Consider the following 25,119-nt stretch of genomic DNA (forward strand, 5'->3'; position numbering starts at 1 on the left):
AGGGGATTATAATGGAGTCGAGTCAAAAATTTGCCTGGACTTGGCGCGTCAAGGAAGAGCGCCTGGATGCCTACGTGGAGATGCATTTGAACCCTTGGCCGGATGTGTTGGAGGAGCATCGCAAGGCGGGCATCCGGAATTATTCGATTTTTCAGCAGGGAAATCAGTTTTTCTATTGCTTCGAATGCGAGGATACGGAGGCGGCGTTTGCCTATATTGCGGCCAGCGAAGCGTGCCAACGATGGAACGCGATTACGTCGGGCATGGTCGAGGGCTCGTTCGATTTCAATGAGCCGCAGCCGATCGTGCCGATGAGCGAGGTGTTTTACTTGAAGTAGAAGGAACGGGCTGCAACTTAACTATAAATGACGGGAGGAATCGCGGATGAAATATCGCAGATTAGGCAAAACCGGGCTTAACGTTTCCGTGGTCGGGATCGGTACTTGGCAGTTCGGAGGGGAGTGGGGGCTTAACTACACGCAAGCGGAAGTGGACGCGATCCTTGACCGGGCGGGCGAACTGGGCATCAATCTGATCGATACGGCGGAATGCTACGGGGATCATTTGTCCGAATCGTTTATCGGCGATTACATCAGCCGACGGAAGCGGGAAGATTGGCTGGTTGCCACAAAGTTCGGACACCATTTCCATGAGCGGTTCACCCGGACCGATCAGTTCGGCGCCCGGGAGGTGCTGGAGCAGCTGGACACATCACTGAAGGCGTTGAAGACGGATTATGTGGATCTGTACCAGTTCCACTCCGGCCCCGACGCGGCGTTTGACAATGACGAGCTATGGACGTTGTTGGATAAGCAGAAACAGGCCGGTAAAATCCGCCACTTGGGCACGTCGATCGGTAGCAACGACAACCTGCATCAGACAGAGGCGTCAACGAAGGTCGGCTCGGAAGCGATTCAAGTCGTATATAACCGGCTCGATCGCGTGCCGGAAAATCGGGTATTCCCGTCCTGCGAGCGCCAGGACTTGGGCGTACTGGCCCGCGTGCCGCTGGCAAGCGGATATTTGAGCGGAAAGTACAAGCCGGGTGCCGTATTTGGCGAGACCGATGTGCGGCATCGCCATGACCCGGAAAGCACGCGCCGCAAGCTGGAGGAAGTGGAGGAAATCCGGAGAAACGAGGTGCCGGAAGGCGTGGACATGGCCCAGTGGGCATTGGCCTGGTGCCTGAAGAATCCGATCGTCAGCACGGTGATTCCCGGCTGCAAGAACCCGGCGCAGGTGGAGGCGAACGCCGCGGCGGCGGAGTTGGAAATCTAGCAATTGGCTTTGAAATTTGACGATATACGAGAATTCCATACCAATAGACCAATAAGGCGACAAAATTTCCTCTTATTGGTCTTTTTTTATTGACTATTGTCAAATTTAGGGTTACTATCATACATATACTGGTATTTTAGAAGTTTATGGTGTTGCTTGATGTCAATGGATGTCGTTTGGTTGCTCTACAGGTCGGACGGCGTTTCCGGCTCGTAGAAGTAAGCGGAATTGGTTTGGGGGGTGATAGCTTTTTGATATCCACAACCACGATTCGCGCAGAACTGGAAGATTACATCAAGAGCGAAGGGACAACCCTGCATCGCTTTGCAGAATCTGCCGGGGTCAACGTCGGGACGTTAAGCGGAATTATTAACGGCAACCGGCCGATTGCTATCGGGCAACTGGATCGGATTACGACAGCGATGGGGCTTCCCGAAGGACACTTCTACGATTTATACGCCGATGAATGTTTTATTTCAACCGCACCGCATTGGCGCAGGCTTCGCCCGTTCTTGCTGAGATGTGCTGAACTGCAGCGCCATGATTGTATCAAACAGGTACTGAACCGACTGCTTGAAGACTTGAAACAGGTCGCCGGCATATTCGAGACCGCCGAAATAATGTATGAACAAGGCTGGAAGGAAGCCGCCGTCATTCTCTATGAAAGCGTCATCGAAAGCGAGCGATCCAATCATTCGGAACGGTTGGCGATGAGCTATTATCGGATTTTTCAGATTTATCAAGCTGATGGAAGAAAAGGGTATAGAGCAGCTATTCAATTCTTGCCTTATCGATATCGCTTGCCGGAATATTATGCGCTTGACGGATTACTCATGCTCGCTGAAGTTTACGCTGTGAGGATGAATTGGATCGAAGTCGAGAATTATGCCGACGAGTTATGTGAATTTTCCAAGAGGCTTTATGAGAGAAAGGTATGGAAACATGCTGATTTCCGTCCTGTTCGTCCGCTTGTCATGTACTACGGAAAATCCTATTTATTTAAAGCGATGACGTATGAGTACCGGGGGATGTTTGAGGAATCTAAAAAGTGGATTGCCGAATACGCCGATCTAAGCTGGTTTAACGGCTTAGATGAGGCAGGTGTGGAGGAAGTCGAGCGGTTGAAAATGTTTGCCGAGGCTAATTACATGTGTGCAGACATAAAAGCAGGAAACCGATCGAGAATCCCCGGGTACATTCAATTTTTGGTAGAGCACCCAGATGAAATTATTGAAGGATTGATCACTTTAATAGAATCGGCGAATCGCCACAACTTCTATATTGATGATGTTATCGGAAAGTTTTCAACAGAGATCGAACAATATAGGCAAACGGGTAAAGATAATTGGTTTTCGCAACGTGCAGCCAAAGAACCCTCATATATATTTCGTTGTGCCTTCTTTTTCCAGAACTATGCAATTTACAACCTCCGCAAAGATTTGCACAGGGAAGGCTTAATGAACATTTTGCACAGCATGCAACTATCCATAAATTTAAACAGCAAAGATCTCATCGTAAACAGCATGGTTATTTTTGAACTGAACCGTCAGTTTGCTTCGGAAACGCAATGTAAGGACTATTATGAACTATGTAGAAAGGTGTGGGAAAATGAAAAAGAAAATGTCTTGGGTGGTTTCGGGTATGCTTATGCTTAGTTTCGTATTTTCTAACAGCTTTATGTCTCTCTTGGCTCATGGCTGGTAAATGATTCTCGGATTTTTGAGTTATACACAATTTATAAAAAATACTTGTTTTGTTCTTGGGGTCAGCCAATGCTGACCCTATTTATTTTCTTATTTCAAAAAATGGGAATTTTCTTGTTTCTTGCAGTATGTTTCAGTAGGCAATATTTGGCAACGTCTCCTAATATGTTCATAGGGTGATAGCTATGAATAATTCTGAGAAAATCAAACTCCGCATCGAAATAGAAAGACAAGAACTGAATCGGTTGGCACAGCGATATGGGCTTCGGCACAAGCGAGTCATTCATCAATCCGTCATTCTCGACGGGCTGATTAATAAGTATAACAAAATCATGTACGCCGATATAAAGATCAAGAAGCCCATCGCTTAGATGGGGGTTCTTTGGTCACTGGTCAATTTTTAGTTTTTAAACTTCTTTAATGGGCAATTGGGGCGTCTCGGCGGCTTTTTCCGGAGAGAACCGTTTCGACAGTAGCCTCCGTGCGATCTCTTGCGTTCGATAAGTGTGCCTCGCATCAGACATTTCATGTAACGAACTCTGATCATACTAATCGCTCATTTTCTGGACATTTCTCGATGTAACGAATCCAGATATCGCGATTTGGCTCAAAAGAAGCGCTATGGGACAGCTTTACGGTCAATAAGGTTACCGGGTTCGTTACAATAATCGCCTGCGTTCAGTCGAATGCAATTAGAAAAACGCCGGCCCTGTTCCTTTCGGGGGATTCTTCGCAAAAAAAGCACACCGCGCAGCCCTAACGGGCGTTAACGCGAGTGTGCTTCACTTTTTTATCATCGTTCCCAGCTACGGATATAGATTAACGGAACGAGGTGACCAATCCTTGCAGCAGTGCGCGCACATCGTAATGGTATTGGTTAATCGGCGCAATCGGCTTGTCGAGGCCAAGCAGGCCGTAAACGGCCATTCGGGCCGCTCTAACGGAATATTCCTCGGTGAACACCACGTCGTCCGGAATTTCGCAAAACTGACTGATAAACGCCAGGTTGGTCGAGCCGTCCGGGATCACCTTCGGGCGGTCGCCGATCACTCTGGGCATAAATTGCGATGTAATATAAGGCATCATGCAGGGGATGCAGTTCGCCGTGGCGATGATCGCGTCCATGTCTTGCTCGAAATGCAAATGATGAAGCAGCTCGGTCAAGATTTCTTCGCCGGTGCACTCGGACATTTTCTTAGGCACATAATCGCCGACGCGATCCGGGAACAGTCCGTAACCCCAAAACACTTTCACGTGCTCCGGCTGGTTGCGGAAATGCGGCTGGTGCGCCAGCACGATGGACATCAGCCAGTTGGAATCCTTAAAGGTCACCAGCGCTCCTGTGCCCGCTTTATTGCGAGAGAAAGCCTCCATCAGATCGAAAAACCGCGAGTCTTGGCAAGTGACCGTAAACGACTCCCATTTGGACCCGTCGATATGATCGTCGAAGGAGGAGGGATTGCCGAGCCCCGGTTTTTTTGCAGCGATGCGATCCCACAGCTGCCAGGAGCTGCCCTTGCCATTTAACCGCGGGGCTGTCGTCATGGAGCCGAGGCTGTACCCTTCCGTCATCGAGCCGTTGGTAACGATCGCCAGATCGCCCTCCGCCAAATCCAGCACCCCCGGGACGCCGTCTTTAACATAGCGCATCCGCGTGACGGTAATGCCGTCTCCGTCTTTGAAATCGAGGTCGGTGACCGTGCATTTCAACGTAAAGTCCACGCCATGCTCTTCCAGGTAACGATGCAGCGGCAGGATGATGGAATCGTATTGATTGTACGGAGTGCGAGTAACCCCTTCAAGCGTATGAATCCGCGGAAACTCATGCATGAAGCGAATCATGTATCTTTTTAGTTCGACGGCGCTATGCCAAGGCTGAAACGCGAAGGTCGTCGCCCACATATACCAGAAATTGGTTTCGAAAAAATGCGGCCCGAACCAGTCGTTGATCCGCGCTTTGCCCATCTTTTCCTCCGGCGTCATGATCAGTTTGACCATGGCCAGCCGGTCGGCCATATCAAAGCCCATGGAGGTCACGTCCTCTACCTGGCCATCTTTATTCACCAGCCGCGCGTTGGCATGCGTGGGGTGGGCCGTATCGAAAGCGACGATTTCGTCCCGGACCGACAGGCCCGGATGGTCCAGCGAGGAAATCGAACGCAGCAAGTCCCATGTATTTTCATAAGTTTCGTCATTCAGCATCCGGCCGCCCCGAATGACGTACCCTTGTTCGCCGTTCCCGGCTCCGTCGTTGCTTCCGCCAAGCACCTTCATTTCCTCCAGGACGTGGATCTGCTGCCCGGGAAAACCGCAATCTCTAACCAGGAATGCCGCACCCGCAAGCGAAGCTATCCCGCCGCCGACAAAATAAACCTGTCTGTTGCTAAATTCCGCTGACATAACCGTCGCCTCCAAAGATTTTGATGAATGGGAACACCCTTAATGTAATCCCTCTTCGGTGCACACAAAATCATCAATGGGACCCGGCTGTCAAAAAAATAGACACTCGCAGGAGAGTGTCTAGGATTTCGACGGAAACGGCGTTTTTTCGAGCGCGGTAAAATTATCGCCGTTCGGCGAAACCGGGATCGTGCCGGCATTGCTCGTACCGCTGCAGCGCCCGCTCGAAATGGCCTTCGGCCAATTCGCTGAGCTTTTCAATGATGACTTCCGGCCGTTCCTTCATCCCGTCCCGCATCCATTGGATGACGAGCCCGGCGAACGCCAGCGTGTAAAAGTTGGCCAAAAACCGCTTATCCGCTTCCGCCACCTCCATGCCATCGGACACTTCTTCCACGACGCCCATGACCAGTTGATTGGTGACGGTATACAGATACGAATCAAGATGGTTCCGCGCCAAAGAGTTGAGCGTATTCAGGCAAAAGGCCCGATTGTCCTCGATATACTTGAAAATTTTATAGAATCCGCTGGTCCAGGTGCGATAGCTGCGCTCCCCGGCGATGGCATCCACCGCTTCCGTCTGGTAGATCCATCCCAGCAACTCGTATATGTCCTGGAAATGATAATAAAACGTCTGCCGGTTCAACCCGCATTCATCGACGATATGTTTGACGGTGATTTTGTTCAAGGGAACATGGGTCATCATGTTTTTCAGCGAGGCGGCGAGCGCCTTCTTGGTAAGGTGGGAGCTGGACAAAGGAATCACCTGCCTAGGATTAATGCACATCCTGTCGTTAGACATCTTAATTATACGCGGGTCCCGAGGCTTTCTCAAAAAGGGCGGAACAACGGGCGGCCCTATTGCAAGGGGTATCACAGGAGAGAAGCTTCTTTCGCTGTGGTGCTCCTTGTCTTACGGCCGATCAATGGGAAGGGGGCGCCGTAGGCTTCACTCCAAACCCCATCCGGTTCCATACAAAGATCATTTGGCGGAGAACCGCGCCTATTGCCGGATGGATTCCACCTCGACGACGGGAATCCATAGTTGATTCGCATCGTTAAGGCCTTGAAGCAGCCCGTTCAGCGTTCCGTCAACCAGTCCTTCAATCTGTCCGTCAACCGCTCCTACGGACAGTCCTTTATCCAGTCCGTCACCAAGTCCGTCAGCCTGATCTGCATTCCGTCCGCTCGTTTGACCGCCCAATTGCCCTTTCAGCACTTCTTCGATCCGACCTATCAACTGCTCGTCAATAGATTGTTCAGCGTACGTTTTGAAACGTCCCGTGACGGTTACATTTGCCGCTTCGGCGGGAAGGGAGAAATCTCCTTTTAGCAGCATCAAGCTATTGCTGCCCATGGCGAGCGCTTCTCCCGGCCCGGCGGAAATGACGGTGCAAGTAAAGCGGACAAGCTTGTCGGGATACTGGACGATATTGTCGGCGGAAATGTCCGCAATATCCTGCTTAATGCTTGCAAACTGATAACCGTCGTTTGAACGAACGAATATCGCCGTTTGTCCTTCACCGGGGCCAACCGGATTAACCACTTGAAGGGTTCCGTCCGGCTGTAAGGTTAGGCTGTCTCCCTCGATCGCATAGAGTAGCGTAATATTGTTCTCTCGTGCTTCAAATGCGGTATAGAGGGCATTTCTCGTCTCGGACGCCGCTTCAATGACGATGACGGGATTCCCTTCCGCGCTTAGGACCGGATCGATGGCGACCGCGCGAATTTGTTCTTGCGGAGTCAGATCATGATTGGATAAAATCTGAACGCTTTCGTCCGCGCTCATTCGGCCGAAATACAACTGATTGTTCCGATCGGTTGCCGCGACGTAGACCTTCGATCCAAAATTGTCCCGCCCACTCGCGACATGCTCATAGCTGCTTCCATCCGCCGGGGAGGGAAGCAGCCGGACCGGTTCAGCCAAAGTCCAAGCCAACTCGGTCGCGCTTATTTCCGCCTGCGTATCCTGATAATGGCCGATGGCCGCGTACAGATCGATCGCTTCCTGATAATTGCCGTTTACCACATTTTTCCCGGCTTTGCGCATCAGGTCGCCAATACGACTCTTGGCCAAGGAAAGCACCATGGACTCCGGATGGGAGGAGCTTGCGAATGTGTCGAACTGCTGAGCATGGATGGCGAAAGCGGCGTAGTCGGCGTTGTCCCAGTCCTTTTTCAAGAGTTCCTCTATCAAGTGATCCACTTTGGCAACGATCCAAGGGGCTTCCAGGTTATTTGTTTGATATGCTGCTAGCGTGGAGGAGGCATCGTCCAGCATGGATTCAACGAACCCTCCGGCAACCAGGCGCGTTAGCTTGGTTTCGTCATAGCTTTGAAAAGCCGCCTTTACCTCATCAAGCCATTCTTGCTCGGTACCGAAGAAATGAGCGGGAATGCTCAGCAGATTCCTTTTAAAAGATTCATCATCATAGTTGGAAACGGTTAGGTTTTGCTCTAACTGCCGCAGAAACATGGACTTGAAATTTTTAAAATAGCTGGTGAAGCTTTGCGAAATGCCATAATTTTCAGAGATCTGACGGTAATAGCCGCTATAAGGACCTTCCGGGGTCATGTAACGGCTCCGCACCTGCTGAAGCTTGGCGTAGGCATTCATAAGAAGCTCGAAATCATGCTCACTATCCGCTCGGGAAGCTTGATCGGCAATGTCCCCCAAATCGCCTTTTATGGCGGAAATGGGAGCAAGCTCCTCCAGCCGCGAGGAAATAAGCTCCTCCTTGTAGCGAATGCTCCTGTTCATTTGTGCCTTCCGATACCAGTCCTCGGCTTCTACAAGGCGCTTCTCCTGGAATAAGCGTTCCGCCGTTTCAATGGCGGTAAGCTTCTGAGAAATCCCGATTCCTTTGTAGACCAGCAAAGGAATCGTCACTAAACATAACAAAATGAGCAAGTGATGCAGGGTGATCCATCTTTTAACCGTCATAGGCAGTAGACCTCGGCTTTATTTGCCCAAAGTCGGCATCCCACTCGTATTTCTCCTTATGGATGCGGGCCGTCTCGGCCATAAGCTCTCCCCAATCCAGCTCGGGTGAACCGGCGATCATCCGGAATAATCGGAGGAATCGATCCTTGGGAAGCTTGCGCGCATACCGGGCGATGAAGTCCGAATAAGCTAATACATAGCGTTTTAGCCGGATTGCGGCCGCGGCAACGCCCGCCAGAATGTCCTCTCCCCGTTCCATCGCCAAAATTTGCCGCTCGTATTGGATTACATATTGAAATGTTTTGTCTTTGATGAGCTCGCGTTTAATTTTGGCAAGCTCGCCAATATACGAAGCAAGCTCAGTATCGAAATCTTCCAGCAGGAGGGGCTCCAGTTCCAGATCCATATCTTTTCTTAATACGAAGGACTGCAAAAGGATTAGCTGCAGCTTGCGGATTTGATCGTTATGAACGATAACGGCAATTTCCCGCAACATTTCATAGGAACGGACCTCCTCTTCATGGGCGATTGCGGTTTCTAGATTACGAACCAGGCCTGCTGTGATTTTGTCGCGATCACGCTGGAAGAGTTCGCCCAGCTTGAGCGAAACGCGGCTATCGAGAGCCTGGCGGTGAACCCAAAGGAGCAGCCCGGACAGTAAAATCCCCGCTGCGGCTGAAATGGCCATAAGCTGAAAGGTCTGGCTGAATAGAATAGAGAGCAGCGTGAGAAATAGGCCCAGCAGCAGATCATTATGCCGGGCACGCCCCGCGGTATGTCGCGCCTGTTCCAGAACCGGGCGAAGGCCGGACTTGCCGCAGACGGTGCACTTTTCTTCGTTTAACGCGGTATAGCTCTGGCAATATTTGCAACATCTTAACTTTTCGTAGGCATATTTCGTGTTTAATGGAGGGTGGAGAATGACCGTTTTTTTCTTGTTCATGGTTCTCTCTCTCCACTGTTAATTAATTTTATCAGTCTTCTGTCGAGCTCCGGCGGAGCGACGATCCGGTTTCGGCGAGAGTAATAGATATAGGACTTTATGCTGACAAACAGAAACAGCAGTGCGAGGCACCCGTATGTAACCATATGCAGTTTCCTTTCGTAATTATTATGTTAGAGGAAGTTCAAAAAGTCATCTTTTGATCACGAAGCAGGCCATGAAGCGGATTCGACGTCGAATCTTGAATTCAGCCGGGCCTTCCGTTGCTCACGTAGCTTCCAGCTACGCTGCGCTACTCAGTCCCTAGCTTCATCCAACCTTCTCGGTACTCCAAACCTGACTTTATGAACACTTTCTATTAAGTGTAAGCGAATTTTGGCGAATCTCGCTTTTTTCAACCTTTCTTAAGGATTATCTATTATCATTAGTATAGTATATATCTGGAACTGCTTCACTTCTATCTCAAAACAAAGGGGCCATATTATGCAGCATCGTTATAGACAATCTGTACGTATATTAACGGTTATGATGATCTTTTGGTTACTGGCGTCCTCCACCGGCACCGCGATTTACGGGGCCGCGGCAGCAACGCAAGGAGCTCAGGCTCAGCAAGCTTCATCGATTGATGCCGTGCTCGTTGTCGATGTGAGCAACTCGATGAACACGAGCGACACGAATAAAGTCGGAAATGAAGCGATGAAGATGTTCATCGATATGCTGTCCGCCAAAGGCGACAAGGTAGGGATCGTGGCTTATACGGATAAGGTACAGCGGGAGAAGGCCCTGCTTGAAATTCAATCTTCCGAGGATAAGCAGGATCTAAAAGAGTTCATTGACGGGCTGGACAGAGGACCCTACACCGATATCGCGGTAGGCGTTCGAGAGGCGGTTAAAGTGCTGCAGAACGGGGCCGCTTCGGGGCATGAGCCGATGATCGTTCTGCTGGCCGACGGGAACAACGATTTCAACCAAAGCTCGGGACGGACGCAAAGCGAATCCGATCAGGAATTGGACGATGCCGTCGACGAAGCGAAGGCGGCTGGCATTCCGATCTATACGATCGGGTTGAATGCGGACGGCAAGCTGAACAAGGCGCCGCTTACGGAGCTGGCCAAGCAGACGGGGGCCAAAGCGTTCTCGACCAGCTCGGCGGAGGATCTTCCGCAAATCCTTAGTGAAATCTTCGCCAGCCATTTGAAGCTCAAAATCGTACCTATTCAAAGCATGACAGGCACCGGAAGCTTCCAGGAAGTGACGATAAACGTGCCGAATGCCAACGTGCTTGAAGCCAATATTTCCATAATGTCCTCCAAGCCGGTTGAGGCGGAGCTGGTTAACCCGTCCGGCGGCAAAGTGGCGATACCTTCGGACGATGTGATTTTGTCCAAGTCGAAGAGTTATTCCCTGATTAAGCTGCTAACTCCGGCCGAAGGGGATTGGAAGCTCAGGGTGAAGGGGGCGGCCAAGGACAAAATCGACATCAATCTCGTCTTCAACTACGATCTTAAGCTTGAGATGGATCCGGTTGCCTCGAAGAACTACAAGCCGGGCGATGAGGTGGCTATCGGGGCGTATCTGACGAGCAATGGGCAGAAGCTGCCGAATGACGAGCTGTATACGAACATGAATGCGGTGCTCATCGTTAAGGATCTGGATAGCGGGAATACGGAGGAAGTAAAGCTGAACAATGCGGGCGACAAATTCGAAGGAACGCTCCGCTTTGCCGCGGCCCATGAGTATGAATTGAAGGTCCGCGCGGAGGAAAAAAGCTTCTATCGGGAATCCGACCCGGTAACGCTGAGCGCCAAAGGCAATGCAGGAGGGGCGGCTACTGCGCCTTCCAAGCCGGCGGCAGAGGATGAGGAGAAGCCGTTTCCTTGGCTGATTGCGGTTGTTTCGGCAGTAGCACTGGCCGCGATCGCTGCAGCCGCCTATTTTATCGCCAGCGCGGTCAAGAAGGCGAATCGGGGCTTCGTTGGCCAGATCGTCCTCGAAATACGCGACGAGAACACGAACGAGAAATCCTTCCCGCAGTATAAGAAACTGACGGCGTTTAAGGGCAAGTTTAATCTCCATCAACTGCTGCAATTGGCGCCCGAGTTGAAGGAAACGGAGAAAATCGTGTTCACCCCGGCCAAAGGAGATCGCATAACACTGCGCAACGCCTCGGCCGCGCCCATTGAGAAATCCGGCCGGGCTGTAGAGGCGGCCGCCGGGCTTGAGCTTAAGAGCGGGGACCGCGTGTCCTTGTCGCTGCAACAGATCGACAAGACGATTTTTATCGAGTACCTCGTGTGATGCTGCCCTGATCCGTACAATCCATAGTTCAACATATATAACCCCAATTTAGGAGGACAAATAAATGAAGCCGATCGTTAGAGAGCATATTCAGCAATTGGACGTGTCGCTGGGCGGAGGGATCGTCAGCGATAAAATTCGAGTAGACACGATTGATAACCCGATCCTCATTATCGGCCTGGGCGGAACCGGGATCGACGCCCTGCTTCGCTTGAAATATCAAATTAACCGCAGATTCAGGCTGCCGGAAGATCCGTTGTCCAAGAAAAAACGCGATAAGCCGGACAATGTGGAATTTCTCGCTTTTGAGACCAACGAGCAGGATCGCAGCAAAAGGTACAAAGGAATCGGGCTCGATCCGATCAATGAATTCGTGCTGCTGTCCAACCCGGAAATCGGCGGCCTGCTGCAAAACCGCAGTATTTTGGAGCCGTACATAACGGATTGGCTGTCCCCCGAGCTTAGCATCACCGATGGCATGAACGGCGCGGCAGGGGTCCGTCAGGCGGGACGGCTGCTGTTGTTTACGAAGATTAACCAGGTCGTGCAGGCGATTGACAAGAAGATCAAAACCTTGTCCGTAGGCACGAACAAGAAGCTGATGGTGTTCTTGCTTACCGGCTTGTCCGGCGGTACGGGCAGCGGTTGCTTCCTTGATATCGCTTATATCGTGCGGGGAATTATCGAGCGCGACCATGGCTCGGCGGGAATCGACCGGGTGAACACCCTGGGGTATTTGTTTACGCCGGACATCAATCTGTCCAACAAAAGCCTTAGCGAGCACACGCGCGAGTACATTAAGAAAAACGGCTACGCCGCGCTCAAAGAGTTGGATTATTGGATGAACGTGGATCATCGCGGCGAAAGATTCAGACAGCAGTACGGCAACATTTTGAACGTCAACTCTCCGCTGCCTCCGTTTAATCTGTGCCATTTGATTTCGGCGACCAATACGGAGGGCAAGCTGCTGGAGAATGCCTATGACTACTGCATGAACGTTACGGCGGAGAACATCACGAACTTTATGGCGAACGAAGAGAAGCAGTCCGGCGAGGAATTCGCCATCCATGACTATATCAGCAATATCCGTACGAATATCGCGCAAATGAACAAAGTCTATCCGGCCAACTATGAATACAACATCATCGGGGCCTCCTCGGCCGTACTGCCGATCGAAGAGATGACGACCTATTTGGCTTATCGGCTGTTCGACAAGATGGAGAAGATGTTCCATCTGGCTCCGACCCAAGAGGATGTGGAGAAGTTCGCCCGCAAGCTGGGCGTCGATCTGGACAGCGTCGTCAAAACCTTCGAAGCCCGCGTGCCCGAGCCGCTTCCGGGTTACGAGAACAGCGAGCGGCTGAGTTATGCCAACGTCGTGAAGACCCAAGTGGTGAACATGGACACGGAACTGGAGCAGACCTTCCTGGCGCGGGCCAGGGAAGAATACATCAAGGCCAAGAAGCAACTGCCGGGCGAACTGCTAGAGCAATTCGGCGACCAGATTCGCCGTCTGTTTTTGCATCCGGAGCAAGGCCCGTTTTATGTATCCCGGCTGATTTATACGGAAAAAGGCTTCTGCCTGCTGAACATGCTGCTGTCCTATATCGAGACGCTGCGCGAGAATCTATTGCGCATTCCCCGCGACATCGAGGCTGCGCAGGACCTTTCGCAAGAGAAGCTGGGCGACGCCAAGAGCGCGTTCGTGTCCAAGGAGAAGAAGAAGAACGCCTATATCGACGCCAAAATCAATGAATATTGGCTCCATGCGGATGTCCAGCGCACCGAGCAAATGATCGAATTTTACGAGGATCTGTACGACTTGCTCAATCGGGAAAACAATCGCATTTACAGCGTGTTCACGGAAATCCTGAACGCGCTCAGCTCGATTTTCTCCAAGAACGGGGACATCTTGACGAGCGGCGAAGAGCAGGTGGATCACAAGGGCAACAAGACCTATTATTGGAACATCGTCAGCGTGCCCGATATTTCCAAAGTGGTCAGCGGCATTATGGAGCAGAAGGATGTCGACGATCTCATTCGCGATTTCGCAACGGAACTGCTGGACAACTCGAACCAGTGGGTCAAGGAGCAGGAGATTGATATCGTCAGCTCCATCTCCGATTTCCTCACCGATAAATTCGGCGATCTCATTACGAAATCGATGGAGGATTTCCTGATTATCAAATACGGACAGGACGAACCGATCGAGAAATTCGTCGAGCGCCATATTGCCGGCAAGCTGGATGAAGAAGCCGTTCCGGTATTCCATTTGTCGAACAGCACGGGCAATCTTCATTTTCCTTCCTGGGGTTTCGTATCTGTTCCGGTGCAAGCCCCAAGCATCCTGAAGGGGATTCGCAATTACCAGAACAACGCGATCGGCAAGTCGCATTTCACGGTGAAGGAGAGCGAAGTGAAGAACCGCATTTTCTGGCTGAATACGCGCAACGGGGTCCCCTTGTTTGTCTATACGCCTCTCAAGGTTTATGAGGAAAGCTATGAACGGACGATTCTGGACAAGGAAGGGATCGGCCGGCACCTGGTACAGACCGAAATGAACAACTGGACTTACCTGCCGTCGCCCATTCCGGAGAAGTCCTGGGGAGATACCTACGTCAACCCGCGGGTGAAAAGCTATAATGCCCGCGTGCGCGAAGAGTTTGCCAAAGCGCTGGCGTTCAAGGTCGTCGCGGAAAAGGACGCGGATCAAAATACGAGCAGCCGTTATTCGGTCGTGTTCACGAAGCCGTTCTCCCTGCAGGATAAGCTGGCGGCGTACGACATGCGCCTTGATGCGGCAAAGCCGAATTTGGGCGAAGTGAAGCGCGCGTCCCTTGAACTGAAACGGCTGCTTGCAGAGGGACTTCCGCAGGAGGGCGTAAAGGATATCTTCGGCAGCATCAACGAGGAGATGGCCAAGGAGAATCTGATCCGTTCGCCGCAACTGATCGCCCGGGTGCGGCAGGAGATCGCCAAGTACGACGAAATCGCGGCGAAGGCGGCGAAGCTGGATGCGGTACTGGCGTTGCATCAGGATGAGGAGAAGTGGCTCGAGCAGTTCATCGAGGCGCTGTATACCGGCACGGTGACGAAGAAAGGCGCGTTGTATGTCTACGACCGCGAGCCGGAAGAAGAGGCTTGGGAGCCGTTTGCCAACCTGATGAAAAGCCAGAATTACGTGGAGTATGAAGTGTTCACTCATTTCAGAGGCCTGGATGAGAAGAGCCACAGCGCGTTGATGCGCAAAGCGTCGCGCCGTGCCGCGGAGATGACGGCTTCCGAACGGATCGAGCCGCTAATGCAAACGTTGGATGAGCTGGCCGAACGATTCCTTGAGGGGCGGGACTCGCTGGAATATGAACGGGTTGCGCTGGCGAACGGTGAAGATATGTATCAGTTCTACAAGCAGATTGCCGCGAAGCTGAACGATATCCGCAGAAGGCTGAAATAATGGTTAGGCAGAAGTTAGAGCGGTTCGCCGCCGAGTATGACCGGGCTGAAGAGCGGCTTGCCGGCCAAGGCGACGACCAGAGCAGCATTCATTATCCCGCCGTATTTCTGTTTATCGGAGACCAAAGCCGCGAGGCCATTGAGCCGATCATGCGAATGAACGAGAAGAGATGGGAGAACAGCGAAGGATTGATTTATTTGTTTGCGGGCTCTGCCGAGGGGCCAGCCACCGCCCGTCTGCTGGAATATCATTTTCCGGTAGCGGCGGAAAAGGAAGCCGATTCGCGAGCTTTCCGCCGCGATGTATACCGGCGGTTTTATGCCGACGCGCAAGGCTTGCCGGGGCTGAACCGGATGTTGAGGCAGGCCAGCGGATCGTTGGCGGAGCTGGGAAGGTTGTATCCGTCCTTCGATCGGATTCGGCTCTCGGTCATTACGCGGGTCGATGATCCGCTTAGTGTGCTGGTTCCGGAAGTATCGCTGCTGGCGGAAGCGATATTCCGCCAGTCGTTCAAGGCGGTGCAAATGGATTTGTACGCCTTGATCAACGAAAGGGAAGGGGCCGAAGCTTTCGGATACAGCAGCTCGCAGGGCGTGGCGTTTCTGCGCGAACTCAACCTGATGCAGCAGCCGGATTTCGAATTTACCGCCCCGCTGCAGGTGACGGAAGATGGGTTTTCGATCCCGGTTACGCATCCGCCTTCGCCACTATTTGACCTAGTCTATGTTCTATCGGACCGCGATGAACGGGGAATTGCCTCAAGCCGCGGGATGCAGGGCTGCTATGAGGCCATCTCCCAAATTAGCCTGCTGAAGAACAGACAGTATAAAGACGAGTCGTTTCACGCGAATAATGCGGCTTATAACAATACTTCCTTTAAAAACAACCTGATGACCGAATCCGGGCGGCAGGGCTTTGTATCCGCCGGATTGTCCAAGGTGAAGCGGCCCAACCAGTCGATCGCGCTTGCCGTCCTGCATCATTTCTATAGGGGATTGCTCACGAGGATGAAGCGGGAGCCCGCGTTATCGACGGCGGAGAAACTGGCCTTTTTCGGAGTGGATGGGGGGGCTTTGGATCGTGCCGTCCTGCAAATGCTGCCCTCGGAGGAACGCTTGAACGAAATGCATGGCTTGATGACGAATGACATCGGTTATGGAGCTATCCGCAAGCTGTCCCTGAAGGAAGCCGAGGAGGCCTTGTTCGGCGGGGGAGGAGAAGCCTTCTTCCGCAGCAATTTCCAAGAGGAGGCGGCGCGCCGTTTGAAGGAGTTCCGAGCTGGCGAGCAGCTTGAAGCGGCCATCAAGCAGTCGCTTGCCTCCCGCCCCGAGGTGGGGGTATACTCCTTGGCTGCCTGGACGGCGGACGAGGCGGCGGACGGAGCCTCAAGTATTATGGATCAGCTTAGAAACAGCCGCAGGGAAACGGAGATGCTGCTGGCGTCGGCCCAAGCCGAACTGGAGCAATTTCGCCAAGGCCGGGTGGAAGAGCAGGGGTTCTCGCGCCTTCCGCTTATGGATCGGCATAATTTGCGCAGCCTGATCCGTTATTTATTCGACCGCGTATATGCCAAAAAAAGAAGCATTCTGCTGCTGGAAACGAAGCTGATGCTGATCGTTAAGTTTGAAGAAGCGATTCGGCAATGCCATGACCGGTATAGCGCAGTGGTCCGACAGTTGGAAACGTTGGAGCAATTGCTGCACGACACGGCACGGAGCAGCATCGAGACCGCCGATGATTATATCGGACAGAATATCATGGAGTACTATGAGCGGGTTACCGCCGACATTATGGAGCAGTGGGAAAGCAAACGGGGCAAACAAGCTTTTTTTGCGGACGGTACGATGGGGGATTCCCGCCGCTTACTGGAGCAGGGGATCGAGGGCTTGGCGGATCGGCTCATCGAAGTCTGCCGGATGGCGGTCCTATCGTCGCCGATGTTCTCGCGCACGTTCGAAGAGGAGCTGTTGCAACGGGCCAATGTGACGGTAGAATACGGCAACAAGTCCGTGCTTACCAAGGAAGAGCTGTTCAAGAAGCTGTACCGCACCCTGGAGGAGAATGCCGCGATCCAGCTTCGCCTGTATGATTACACCCAGGAGCATCGTTATGAGGAAAAATATGTGTTTGGCGACTTTACGAGCGAGTTCGTGCAGCATATCTTCCGGGCAGACGAGTCTTCCAGAATCTACAAGCTTGGATGCGTGCATGAGAAGAACAGCAGCGGCGTAGAGAAGCTAAACCTGATGGGCGGCTTCCATCCCGAGGATCTGATGTATTACGTGAACGGAAAAGTATACTATGAAACTTATGCAAAGAACGGGTATGAGTTCCACGGAATCGACAAATCCAGGCTGCCGGAGCTAGACCGCATATAGCAGTAGTTTTTCTTGCGATACAAGGAAGCTGAGGCTTAGGCGTCTATTCTTTCTTATATCTTCAAAAGATGACTTTTTGAACTACCTTTTAAAGGAAGGAAGTGCACGAAAATTGCAGCGTAAAATAAACTGGCTTCTGGTGCTGTTCAGTCTCATTGGCGGAGCCGTCGGGGCCGTTGCCGGCGAGGTGCTGCTTGGCCGGCTATCCGACAAACTGCCGGGATTCACCGTGATCGGGCTTTATTTCGGCATCCTGGCCCTGTCCGTCGGAATATTCTGCTTGGTCGCGGAAATGATCTCCCCTCGTTTAAACGGGACATCCTGGAGGCAACGGTATGTCGGTACTTCGTGGAAGCTGCTCGTTCCGGCGACCTTGGTCATGCTCCTGATCGCGGGAGCGCTCTTTGAATTTTTATACGAGCTGAATGTAGGCCGGGCGAGAACGGTTAAAGATATCGTGTTAATGATCGATAATTCCGGGAGCATGCAGGAGACCGATCCGGATGACCGCCGTTATGAAGCGGCAAAATCCCTGGTTGCCCGAATGGATAAAGACAAGAAGGTTGCCGTCGTCGTGTTCAATGATCAGCCCGAGCTTATCCAGCCTTTTATCCGTGTGCGCGATCAGGGCGCGAAGGATGAGGTGTACGCCGCGATCGACGCACTTGAGCCTACCGAGGCGGGAACGGAGATCGGCAAAGCGCTGCAAGCGTCGATGGAGCAGATCAAAGGGCAATCCGGCTCCAGAGGCGCCATGGCGATTCTGCTGTCGGACGGGGTCAGCTCCGTTAACCTGGCGGAAGTGCTCCCTGACTACCAGGAGCGGGGCGTGGCGGTTAATACGATCGGTCTGGGCCTTAGCGCACCCGGCGGCAATATCGAGGGGGCGGCGCTGCTCAAAGAAATCGCCGCTCAGACCGGCGGACAATTTTATGATGAGGCGGATGCGTCCAATCTGACTTTTGTTTTCCAGGAAATATACGACAACAACCTGGATGAACGCACTTTAGTGACGGAACGTACCGGAACGATGGAGAACAACGCGTACTATATGATTCTGAGAATCGTGTTTGTGCTCGGACTCGGTGCGCTGCTTGGTTTGGCGCTGGGGATGATGTTCGACAACCGGCATTTGGCCAGAAGCTTTACCCTAGGCGGGGCTGTATCGGGACTGCTTGCGGGCGTCCTGCTGGAGCAGGGCCTCGGCGGATGGCCGCCCGGAGACGCGTTGATCCGGCTGTTAGCCTGTCTCGTGCTTGCCGCCGTGATGACGATGTTCACGCTCGTCGTGCCGATCGGCACGAACGGGGCCCAGGCCGTCATGCGCCGCAGGGGAGCTGTGCTTCAAGACGGCGCGGTCGGTTATCGGGAGCCCGGCAGAAACCGGCGCAACAGTGGATTCTAGAAACGAAGGGGGCATAGCGATGCGGTTCATCGAAGCAGATGACGGCTTGCCGCTCATCACGCAGGTAAGCTGCAAGATCGATGAGGATCACTGCAAGCTTCAATGGCAATGGCCCGAAGGCATACAGGCGGTTTATATCGACAAGCGGGCCGTGGACCGGGAACGGCAAGAGGGATATCGCCGTCCCCCTTCAGTTTCCGGATTGAAGCTGTATACCCGTGAAGAATACAAAGCGGCGGGAGGTTATCATGACCGGATCGAAGCGATCGGATTGATCGCCTATACGGTTTATGCCTGCTTAATGGATGACGGAGACAAGCGCCTGATTTATCAACCCGACGGGCAGAACACCGTGGAGTTCAGTGCGGGGCGGGCCAAAATCCGCTATTCTATCTCCCATAAGAGCGGTCTGCTGCGCAAATATAAGACGGTGCAAATTTCGGTGCTTGCGGAAGTGGAGATTCCGAAGGAAGCGCTTTGTTATGTGAAGAAACAGGGCAATTATCCGGTAAGCCTGGACGATGGCACCGTGTATCCTTTTCTGCGGGATTTTCCGCCGGGCAGAAGCACATTGCCTCCGATCGAGGTGGGGAAAAACGATTACGTAAGGCTGTTTTTCACCGACGGTCCTAAATACGGAAGAATGTATGAGCTGATTCCGGAATAAATGCACTGCGAGCGAGGAGGAAGAAACGATGGGGCTGTTCGAATGGTTTAAAAAGAAACCCGAGGCCGAAGCGCGGCCGTTATTTTACGATATTGTATGCCCTTATTGCTTTAGTAAATTCGGGCCGGACGAAGTCGTGTTCAGAGCGACGCATAGCCGTGAAGACGATGAAGACTACGCCCTCGGCGAGGATGAAGAGCTGAACAAATACAGGGAAAGATTTGGTCTCGATACCGTTTACGATATGGAGGCTGTTTTGCGTCCCCGGGACGTGCCTGAGGAGCATTTGATTTATTCGGATCATGTCCTGACCGGTTTGAATGACCGCTACGGCGAAGTGACGCGGCGCAGATTATGCCCGCATTGCCACAATGAGCTGCCGGTAACCGCGGGCAAAGTGCCGAGCAATATTATTTCCATTATCGGCGCTTCCCAGGTGGGGAAATCCGTCTATATGACTTCGCTGATTCACACCCTGCAGAATACGACGGCAGATCATTTTGACGCGGCCTGCATGCCGCTTAACGCGGAAATTAGCCGTAAATTCCGTACCCTATACGAAGAGCCGCTGTTTGAGCGCGGCGAATTGCTGGCATCGACCCAGAAAGAGAAAATGCAGGAGCCGTTTATTTTTCAATTTGTGTTCAAGGATGAGTCGAAGCCCCCGCTAACGCTGGTGTTCTTTGATGTCGCAGGCGAAGGAATGGTGGATCAAGACTACCTTGGCCTGCAAGGACAGCACATCAAAAACTCCTCCGGCCTGCTGTTCATGGTCGATCCGCTGCAAATCCGCTCGATCCGGGAGAAAATCCGCATCAATGCCGGAGACAATCCGGGCGAATGGGTATCGCAATATGATGAACCGCGTGATGTGGTGCTGACGATGTTCGGGGATTTCATCGCTTACGAGGATAAAGGAAAGACGGATATACCGACGGCGGTCGTGTTGACGAAGAGCGATATGCTTCACTCTTTGAAGGATGAAGAAGGAGAGTATATCAAATCGAACAGCAATATTTTTAATCATGTGGTGCATCGCAAATATTTTAATATCTCCGAATTTGAAAATATCGACGGCGAAATTCGCCGTTTTATCGAGAAGGTGGACCGGCCCTTCAAAGGCACGATGGACGTCTATTTCAAAAATACGGGGTATTTCGCGGTATCCGCACTCGGCAGCAATCCGATCGACCAGAAGCTGAAAAACGTCGTGCAGCCTATTCGCGTGGATGAACCGTTCATTTGGCTGCTGTATAAATTGAATTACATCGAGGGGAGAGAGTGATCGTGAGGCATACTTCTCCCGCCATGATTCAGCAGCAAATCTATACCCGAGAACGGAGCGGTCTATTTCGCGGAACGGAGGGCTTCGATACGGTTGCGGCTTCGGACGGGCTGGACTCCGTATTCATTAAGAAACAGCTTCACCCGTTCTGCGGATATGATGCACCTGCGGAACTGACCTCCCGGGGCGAGAAGGAGGGCGGCCGTTATCCGCCGGCGATCCATCTATTCCATACCGAGGGCGGGGATACGGTACTGGGACGCAGCATTTATCAGCCGGTGGACTTTACCGGCTTGCGAAGCGCATTCCTGACGCATAATTACGTTATTCCGTCTGCGCGGCTGGATGAGATCGTGGCCGATTACGGCCGTTATCTTGAAGCGGATTATGCGGAGAAATATTTCCAGGAGATCGGCCGGGTGCTGCCGGAGCTTGAGCAGCTCCCGCAGCGTGCCCGGAACCCTCTGCTTCAGCAGAAGGGGCCATCCGGCCTGACGGCAGGGCAATTGCTGAATGAGCTGAAATTGGACGAGAAGAGCTTCAAGCAGCTGCTGTTTGCCGTCATGACGGCGGTTGGCGAAGGCAGAAAAAAAGTGTATGTTGCGCTGGATGTTCCGCCGGAGCAGATTTCGCAATATGCCGCGGCGCTGCTGAAAGTGCTGTTCGCTTGCCTGCCGTTCGAGCTGCGCCGCCGCTTCGGGTTTATCACTTATGCCAAGGAGGCGCAAAGCCGCAAACATATCCATCTGCAATTCGTGGAACGCGGAAGCCTGCGTCCGAATGACCGGGAAATCGAGAAGGAATATGTATTCGATCTCGCTGCCGGACGGCTGCCTCAGGATGACGTAAATGATGGACGGCAGCCTTATCTCGATTTCGTTTGGCGCGCGATCGATGAGCTTGACAGTCTGGAGGACTTCCATCGCTTTGCGGAGGAGATGCTTTCGGACAAAGGGCCGCAGAGTCGGGCTTTGTTATCCGGTTACCATGAGTTGTGCGTGTTTTATCAGATTGAAGCGGGCCGCTGGGATTTGTATGAAAATCATAAATTAACGGTGCTGCGGGGGCTGCTCGGTTATTTGGGGCCAGTGGGCTCGGTGGATTCCGGAATTCGTTTGAACGATATATTCCTGGCCGCCTTTGATCGGGAGTTTGACAGAATAAAACAGCGGAGTATAGCCGATCTGGCGGTAGTGGAATGCTTCAGGGATTATTACCGGCTGGATAGCCGGAATTACGGACCGAAGCTCGTCAATTATTTGATCCATGCGATTAACAACGCACTGGGGGAAGGCCAGAGGGAGCTTGCTTATGCCTTGTACGCGTTGGCCGAGAACCAGTCCGAGTTGAGCAAAGCCTTTTTTGGTACGGTCTTGAAGCATGACGAACTGTACCTCCGATTGTTTGAGCCGTACATTCAGAACAAGCTTGCGGAGGCGCAAGGGCCGAAAGAGGTTCTGAACCTCGTGCATGGCTGGACGGTGGCCCATCCGGATTTGCTGCGGAATGCCTCTTTCCGGGCATATGCCGTTGCTGGCCTGACGGAGAAGCTTCGCAAGCAGCAGCAATTGTTGCCTGCCGTACATACGGCGCTGGAAAGCATCCGCAAATGGGCAAGAACGCCGCTGCCTGACAGCGGAATGAACGTGGCCGATTCGGAACTGGCGGAATCTCTCTCGCTGGCCGCCAAGAACCTGCTGCTGCAAGAGTTGGAGCTGGACAAGCTGACCCGGGACCAGGTGGAATCCGCGCTGTTTTTGGATGGAGCGGACGCCTTTGCGGGGCTGCGGCTTGAGGGGAGGCAGCGCAGTCTTGCCGCCATGCTGCAAGCGCTGTACGCATGGTTTACGCTGCGGGAGCCCCGGGAGGATATTTTCCACGGACTGTCCGCGGGCGATGTGGAGCGGATTCAAGAGCTGGGACGCGAATGGCTGCAAACCAGCGTAGAACTGCCGCAGTTCTGCAGAATCGTGTTGGCGTTCTATCAAGGCTCCGAATCCGGGCCGGCGAATTACGGCCGCGTTCTGGATTATGTCCGTCAATACGCCAAAGAGAACGAGACGGTATACGAGTTCATGCTCTGGTCGCAAGGCCATCCGTTTTTTGCGGAATCCGGGAGCCTCGTTCCCGCATACGCATCGGCGCTGCGATCGTATTTCGTAAAGCATGACAGGGGCGCGTTTAAGAGCAAGGACCACTGGAACCGTTACTTCGACAAAGCGGGAGCGCCGCTGGCCAAGGTGTTCGCCGAGGCGCGATTGGAGCTGTCTTCGCCGCTTAAGCGATATCTCGCGCAAAACGGGAAAAAGGTCAGGGTGACCCTGCTCGTTCTGGCTTCCGGCCTGGTTGTGCTTGCCGGTGTTCTATTCGTCATGCAGCAGCAAGGGATGCTGGGGAAGCCAACGCCTGTTGAGGAAACCACCCCGCCGCCGGTTCCGCCGGCGGAGCCTGAAGTGCTCGTATATGCCGACAAGGCCATGAGCGACGAGGGGGCGGAAACGACTTCGCTTGTTTTCGTGTTCGCCGGAACGGAGCCGTGTGCTGCCTTTGCTCCGTCGAGCCTGACGATCGAATCTTCGGGACAACTCCCTCAGCAATTTGCGAATTTGAAATACGAAAATAAATGTACGGCTGAGGATATCGGTGCCGGAGATTCGGGAGCGACTGATCCGGTCAGTGCGGCCGACGGAAAGGCGGGAACCGAGGGCACGGAGAGCGATGATGCCGCAGTTGCCGCAGGGGGCCAAGACGCCGGACAATCCGGGAATGAGAAAACCGATTCAACCGGAGGAGCCAATGCAACCGGTGAAGCCAATGCCGACGATACGGCCGACACTTCCGATACGGAGAAGCCCGGCGATGCTTCCAAGCCCGATGCCTCTACCGAAGCCGGGACCGTGAACGAAGGAACGGAGGAATCGGCGCAGCCGTTTCGAGTTATCGTTTCATTAGGTCAGAAACTGGATGTGCCGGCAGGCAGTCTGATCAAGATGGACGATCAGCAGTTTACGGTCATCACCCGCGAAGAAGCCGAGTCCAAGCTCAAGCAGGCAGAGGTGCCGGAACAGCACGAGTAAAATGCAAAAATACCGTTGTTTTCCGCAAATCTGGAAGATTATAGTCAGATCGATGGAAACGAAGCAGGCCTCCGTCCGGATTTCCGGCGGAGGCCTGTTCGTTTTGCGAATTGACCGCATCAGTTCGTCTTGGACTTATTGTAAATATCGAACGCGACGGCGAGGAGCAGGACAAGCCCTTTGATGCCCTGCTGCCAGTCGACCCCCAAGCCGATCAGCGACATGCCGTTGTTCATCACGCCCATGACGAGGCCGCCGATAATGGCGCCGATGACGGTGCCGATGCCGCCGGATGCCGAGGCGCCGCCGATAAAGCAGGCCGCGATCGCATCAAGCTCGAAGTTGACGCCGGCTTTCGGCGTCGCCGAATTGAGGCGGGCGGCGAAGATCAGTCCGGACAGCGCGGCCAAGGCTCCCATGTTGACGAACACCCAGAACGTCACCTTCTTCGTCTTGACCCCGGACAGGCCGGCGGCCTTCTCGTTGCCGCCCAGCGCGTAAATATGGCGACCGGCGACCATCCGGCTCATGACGAAGGAATAGATCACGATCAGGAAGAACAGGATGATCAGAATGTTCGGCAAGCCGTTATAGGTAGCCAATACAAACGTAAACACGTTGATGACGGCGACGAGCAGCACGACTTTCGTTGCGAACATCCAAAACGGCGCCACTTCGAACTGGTATTTGAGCTGCGTCCGGCGCTCCTTCCATTCCTGCCAAATCAAGAGGAGGGAGAGAAGGAGCCCGAGAACGACCGTCAGCAGGTGCAGGCTGCCGCCGCCGAACCAGTCGGGAATGAAGCCGGAGCTGATGCGCTGGAACGATTTCGGGAACGGCGCGATCGACTGGCCGCCGAGCACGATCATCGTCAAGCCCCGGAACAGCAGCATCCCGGCCAGCGTTACGATAAATGCCGGTATTTTCACGTAAGCGACCCAAAATCCCTGCCAGGCGCCGATCAGCCCGCCGATAACCAGGGAGATGATGACCGCCAGATACGAAGGCATCTGCATATCGACCATCATAATGGCGGCCAAAGCGCCGATAAAGGCAGCGATGGAGCCGACCGAAAGATCGATATGTCCGGTAATGATGACGAGCACCATCCCGATGGCCAGCACCAAAATGTAACTGTTTTGCAAAATCAGGTTCGTAATATTGAGCGGCTTAAGTAAAATCCCGCTCGTCAAAATTTGAAACAGCACGGTGATGAATATCAAGGCGATAATCATGCCGTACTGGCGGATATTTTTTCTGAACAATTCGCTAACCGCTTGCATCTGC

General features: G+C 53.0%; 16 protein-coding genes. 11 read left to right on the forward strand and 5 right to left on the reverse strand.

The genetic code is table 11. From position 1 onward, the window contains the following. The first annotated feature begins 11 nt into the window (after positions 1 to 11). From ACQ4N8_RS01340 to ACQ4N8_RS01355, 4 genes are all read left to right on the forward strand, one after another. A complete protein-coding gene (locus ACQ4N8_RS01340) occupies positions 12 to 338 on the forward strand; it encodes an L-rhamnose mutarotase (protein ID WP_430702509.1) in 327 nt (108 codons plus the stop codon). Between the two features lie 46 nt (positions 339 to 384). Further along, the gene (locus ACQ4N8_RS01345; protein WP_430702510.1) at positions 385 to 1,278 is read left to right on the forward strand and encodes an aldo/keto reductase; all 894 of its coding nucleotides are present in this window, start codon (positions 385 to 387) and stop codon (positions 1,276 to 1,278) included. A gap of 152 nt (positions 1,279 to 1,430) precedes the next feature. Then, entirely contained in the window at positions 1,431 to 2,933 is a 1,503-nt protein-coding gene (locus ACQ4N8_RS01350; RefSeq protein WP_430702511.1) for a helix-turn-helix domain-containing protein, read from the forward strand. Positions 2,934 to 3,166: 233 nt separating this feature from the next. After that, a complete protein-coding gene (locus tag ACQ4N8_RS01355; RefSeq protein ID WP_430702512.1) occupies positions 3,167 to 3,352 on the forward strand; it encodes a Spo0E family sporulation regulatory protein-aspartic acid phosphatase in 186 nt (61 codons plus the stop codon). Positions 3,353 to 3,800: 448 nt separating this feature from the next. On the opposite strand, the gene ACQ4N8_RS01360 is transcribed toward ACQ4N8_RS01355, so the two are convergent. The 4 genes from ACQ4N8_RS01360 to ACQ4N8_RS01375 form a co-directional block, all read right to left on the reverse strand. Further along, entirely contained in the window at positions 3,801 to 5,396 is a 1,596-nt protein-coding gene (locus ACQ4N8_RS01360) for an oleate hydratase (protein WP_430702513.1), read from the reverse strand. A 148-nt stretch (positions 5,397 to 5,544) separates the two neighbouring features. Continuing rightward, entirely contained in the window at positions 5,545 to 6,147 is a 603-nt protein-coding gene (locus ACQ4N8_RS01365; protein ID WP_430702594.1) for a TetR/AcrR family transcriptional regulator C-terminal domain-containing protein, read from the reverse strand. A gap of 237 nt (positions 6,148 to 6,384) precedes the next feature. Further along, complete coding sequence (locus tag ACQ4N8_RS01370; protein WP_430702514.1) at positions 6,385 to 8,325, reverse strand: hypothetical protein; 1,941 nt, start codon at positions 8,323 to 8,325, stop codon at positions 6,385 to 6,387. Continuing rightward, a complete protein-coding gene (locus tag ACQ4N8_RS01375) occupies positions 8,315 to 9,268 on the reverse strand; it encodes a hypothetical protein (protein WP_430702515.1) in 954 nt (317 codons plus the stop codon). The genes ACQ4N8_RS01370 and ACQ4N8_RS01375 overlap by 11 nt, the downstream gene beginning before the upstream one ends. Positions 9,269 to 9,751: 483 nt before the next feature. On the opposite strand from ACQ4N8_RS01375, the gene ACQ4N8_RS01380 reads away from it, so the two are divergent. From ACQ4N8_RS01380 to ACQ4N8_RS01410, 7 genes are all read left to right on the forward strand, one after another. Then, positions 9,752 to 11,566, forward strand: coding sequence for a vWA domain-containing protein (locus ACQ4N8_RS01380; protein WP_430702516.1), 1,815 nt, complete (start codon positions 9,752 to 9,754; stop codon positions 11,564 to 11,566). Between the two features lie 64 nt (positions 11,567 to 11,630). Further along, positions 11,631 to 15,020, forward strand: a complete 3,390-nt coding sequence (locus ACQ4N8_RS01385) for a tubulin-like doman-containing protein (RefSeq protein ID WP_430702517.1) — start codon at positions 11,631 to 11,633, stop codon at positions 15,018 to 15,020. Beyond that, positions 15,020 to 17,398: a transcription initiation factor TFIID gene (locus ACQ4N8_RS01390; RefSeq protein WP_430702518.1), complete on the forward strand. Its 2,379-nt coding sequence runs from the start codon at positions 15,020 to 15,022 to the stop codon at positions 17,396 to 17,398. Before ACQ4N8_RS01385 ends, ACQ4N8_RS01390 begins: the two co-directional genes overlap by 1 nt. Before the next feature lie 112 nt (positions 17,399 to 17,510). Continuing rightward, a complete protein-coding gene (locus tag ACQ4N8_RS01395; protein ID WP_430702519.1) occupies positions 17,511 to 18,803 on the forward strand; it encodes a vWA domain-containing protein in 1,293 nt (430 codons plus the stop codon). A gap of 19 nt (positions 18,804 to 18,822) precedes the next feature. Further along, positions 18,823 to 19,470 (forward strand): beta-mannanase, encoded by a 648-nt coding sequence (locus tag ACQ4N8_RS01400; RefSeq protein ID WP_430702520.1) that lies wholly within the window; start codon positions 18,823 to 18,825, stop codon positions 19,468 to 19,470. A gap of 28 nt (positions 19,471 to 19,498) precedes the next feature. Then, the gene (locus ACQ4N8_RS01405) at positions 19,499 to 20,755 is read left to right on the forward strand and encodes a TRAFAC clade GTPase domain-containing protein (RefSeq protein ID WP_430702521.1); all 1,257 of its coding nucleotides are present in this window, start codon (positions 19,499 to 19,501) and stop codon (positions 20,753 to 20,755) included. 2 nt (positions 20,756 to 20,757) lie between these two features. Continuing rightward, positions 20,758 to 23,832 carry a glycosyltransferase gene (locus ACQ4N8_RS01410; protein WP_430702522.1) on the forward strand — a complete coding sequence of 1,025 codons (3,075 nt, stop codon included), beginning with the start codon at positions 20,758 to 20,760 and terminating at the stop codon, positions 23,830 to 23,832. 119 nt (positions 23,833 to 23,951) lie between these two features. Here ACQ4N8_RS01410 and mmsB read toward each other — a convergent pair whose 3' ends face one another. Then, the gene (mmsB, locus tag ACQ4N8_RS01415) at positions 23,952 to 25,115 is read right to left on the reverse strand and encodes a multiple monosaccharide ABC transporter permease (RefSeq protein ID WP_430702523.1); all 1,164 of its coding nucleotides are present in this window, start codon (positions 25,113 to 25,115) and stop codon (positions 23,952 to 23,954) included. Positions 25,116 to 25,119 lie beyond the last annotated feature (4 nt).

Source organism: Paenibacillus macerans, from assembly GCF_050565405.1.
GTDB classification, from domain to species: Bacteria; Bacillota; Bacilli; order Paenibacillales; family Paenibacillaceae; genus Fontibacillus; species Fontibacillus macerans_B.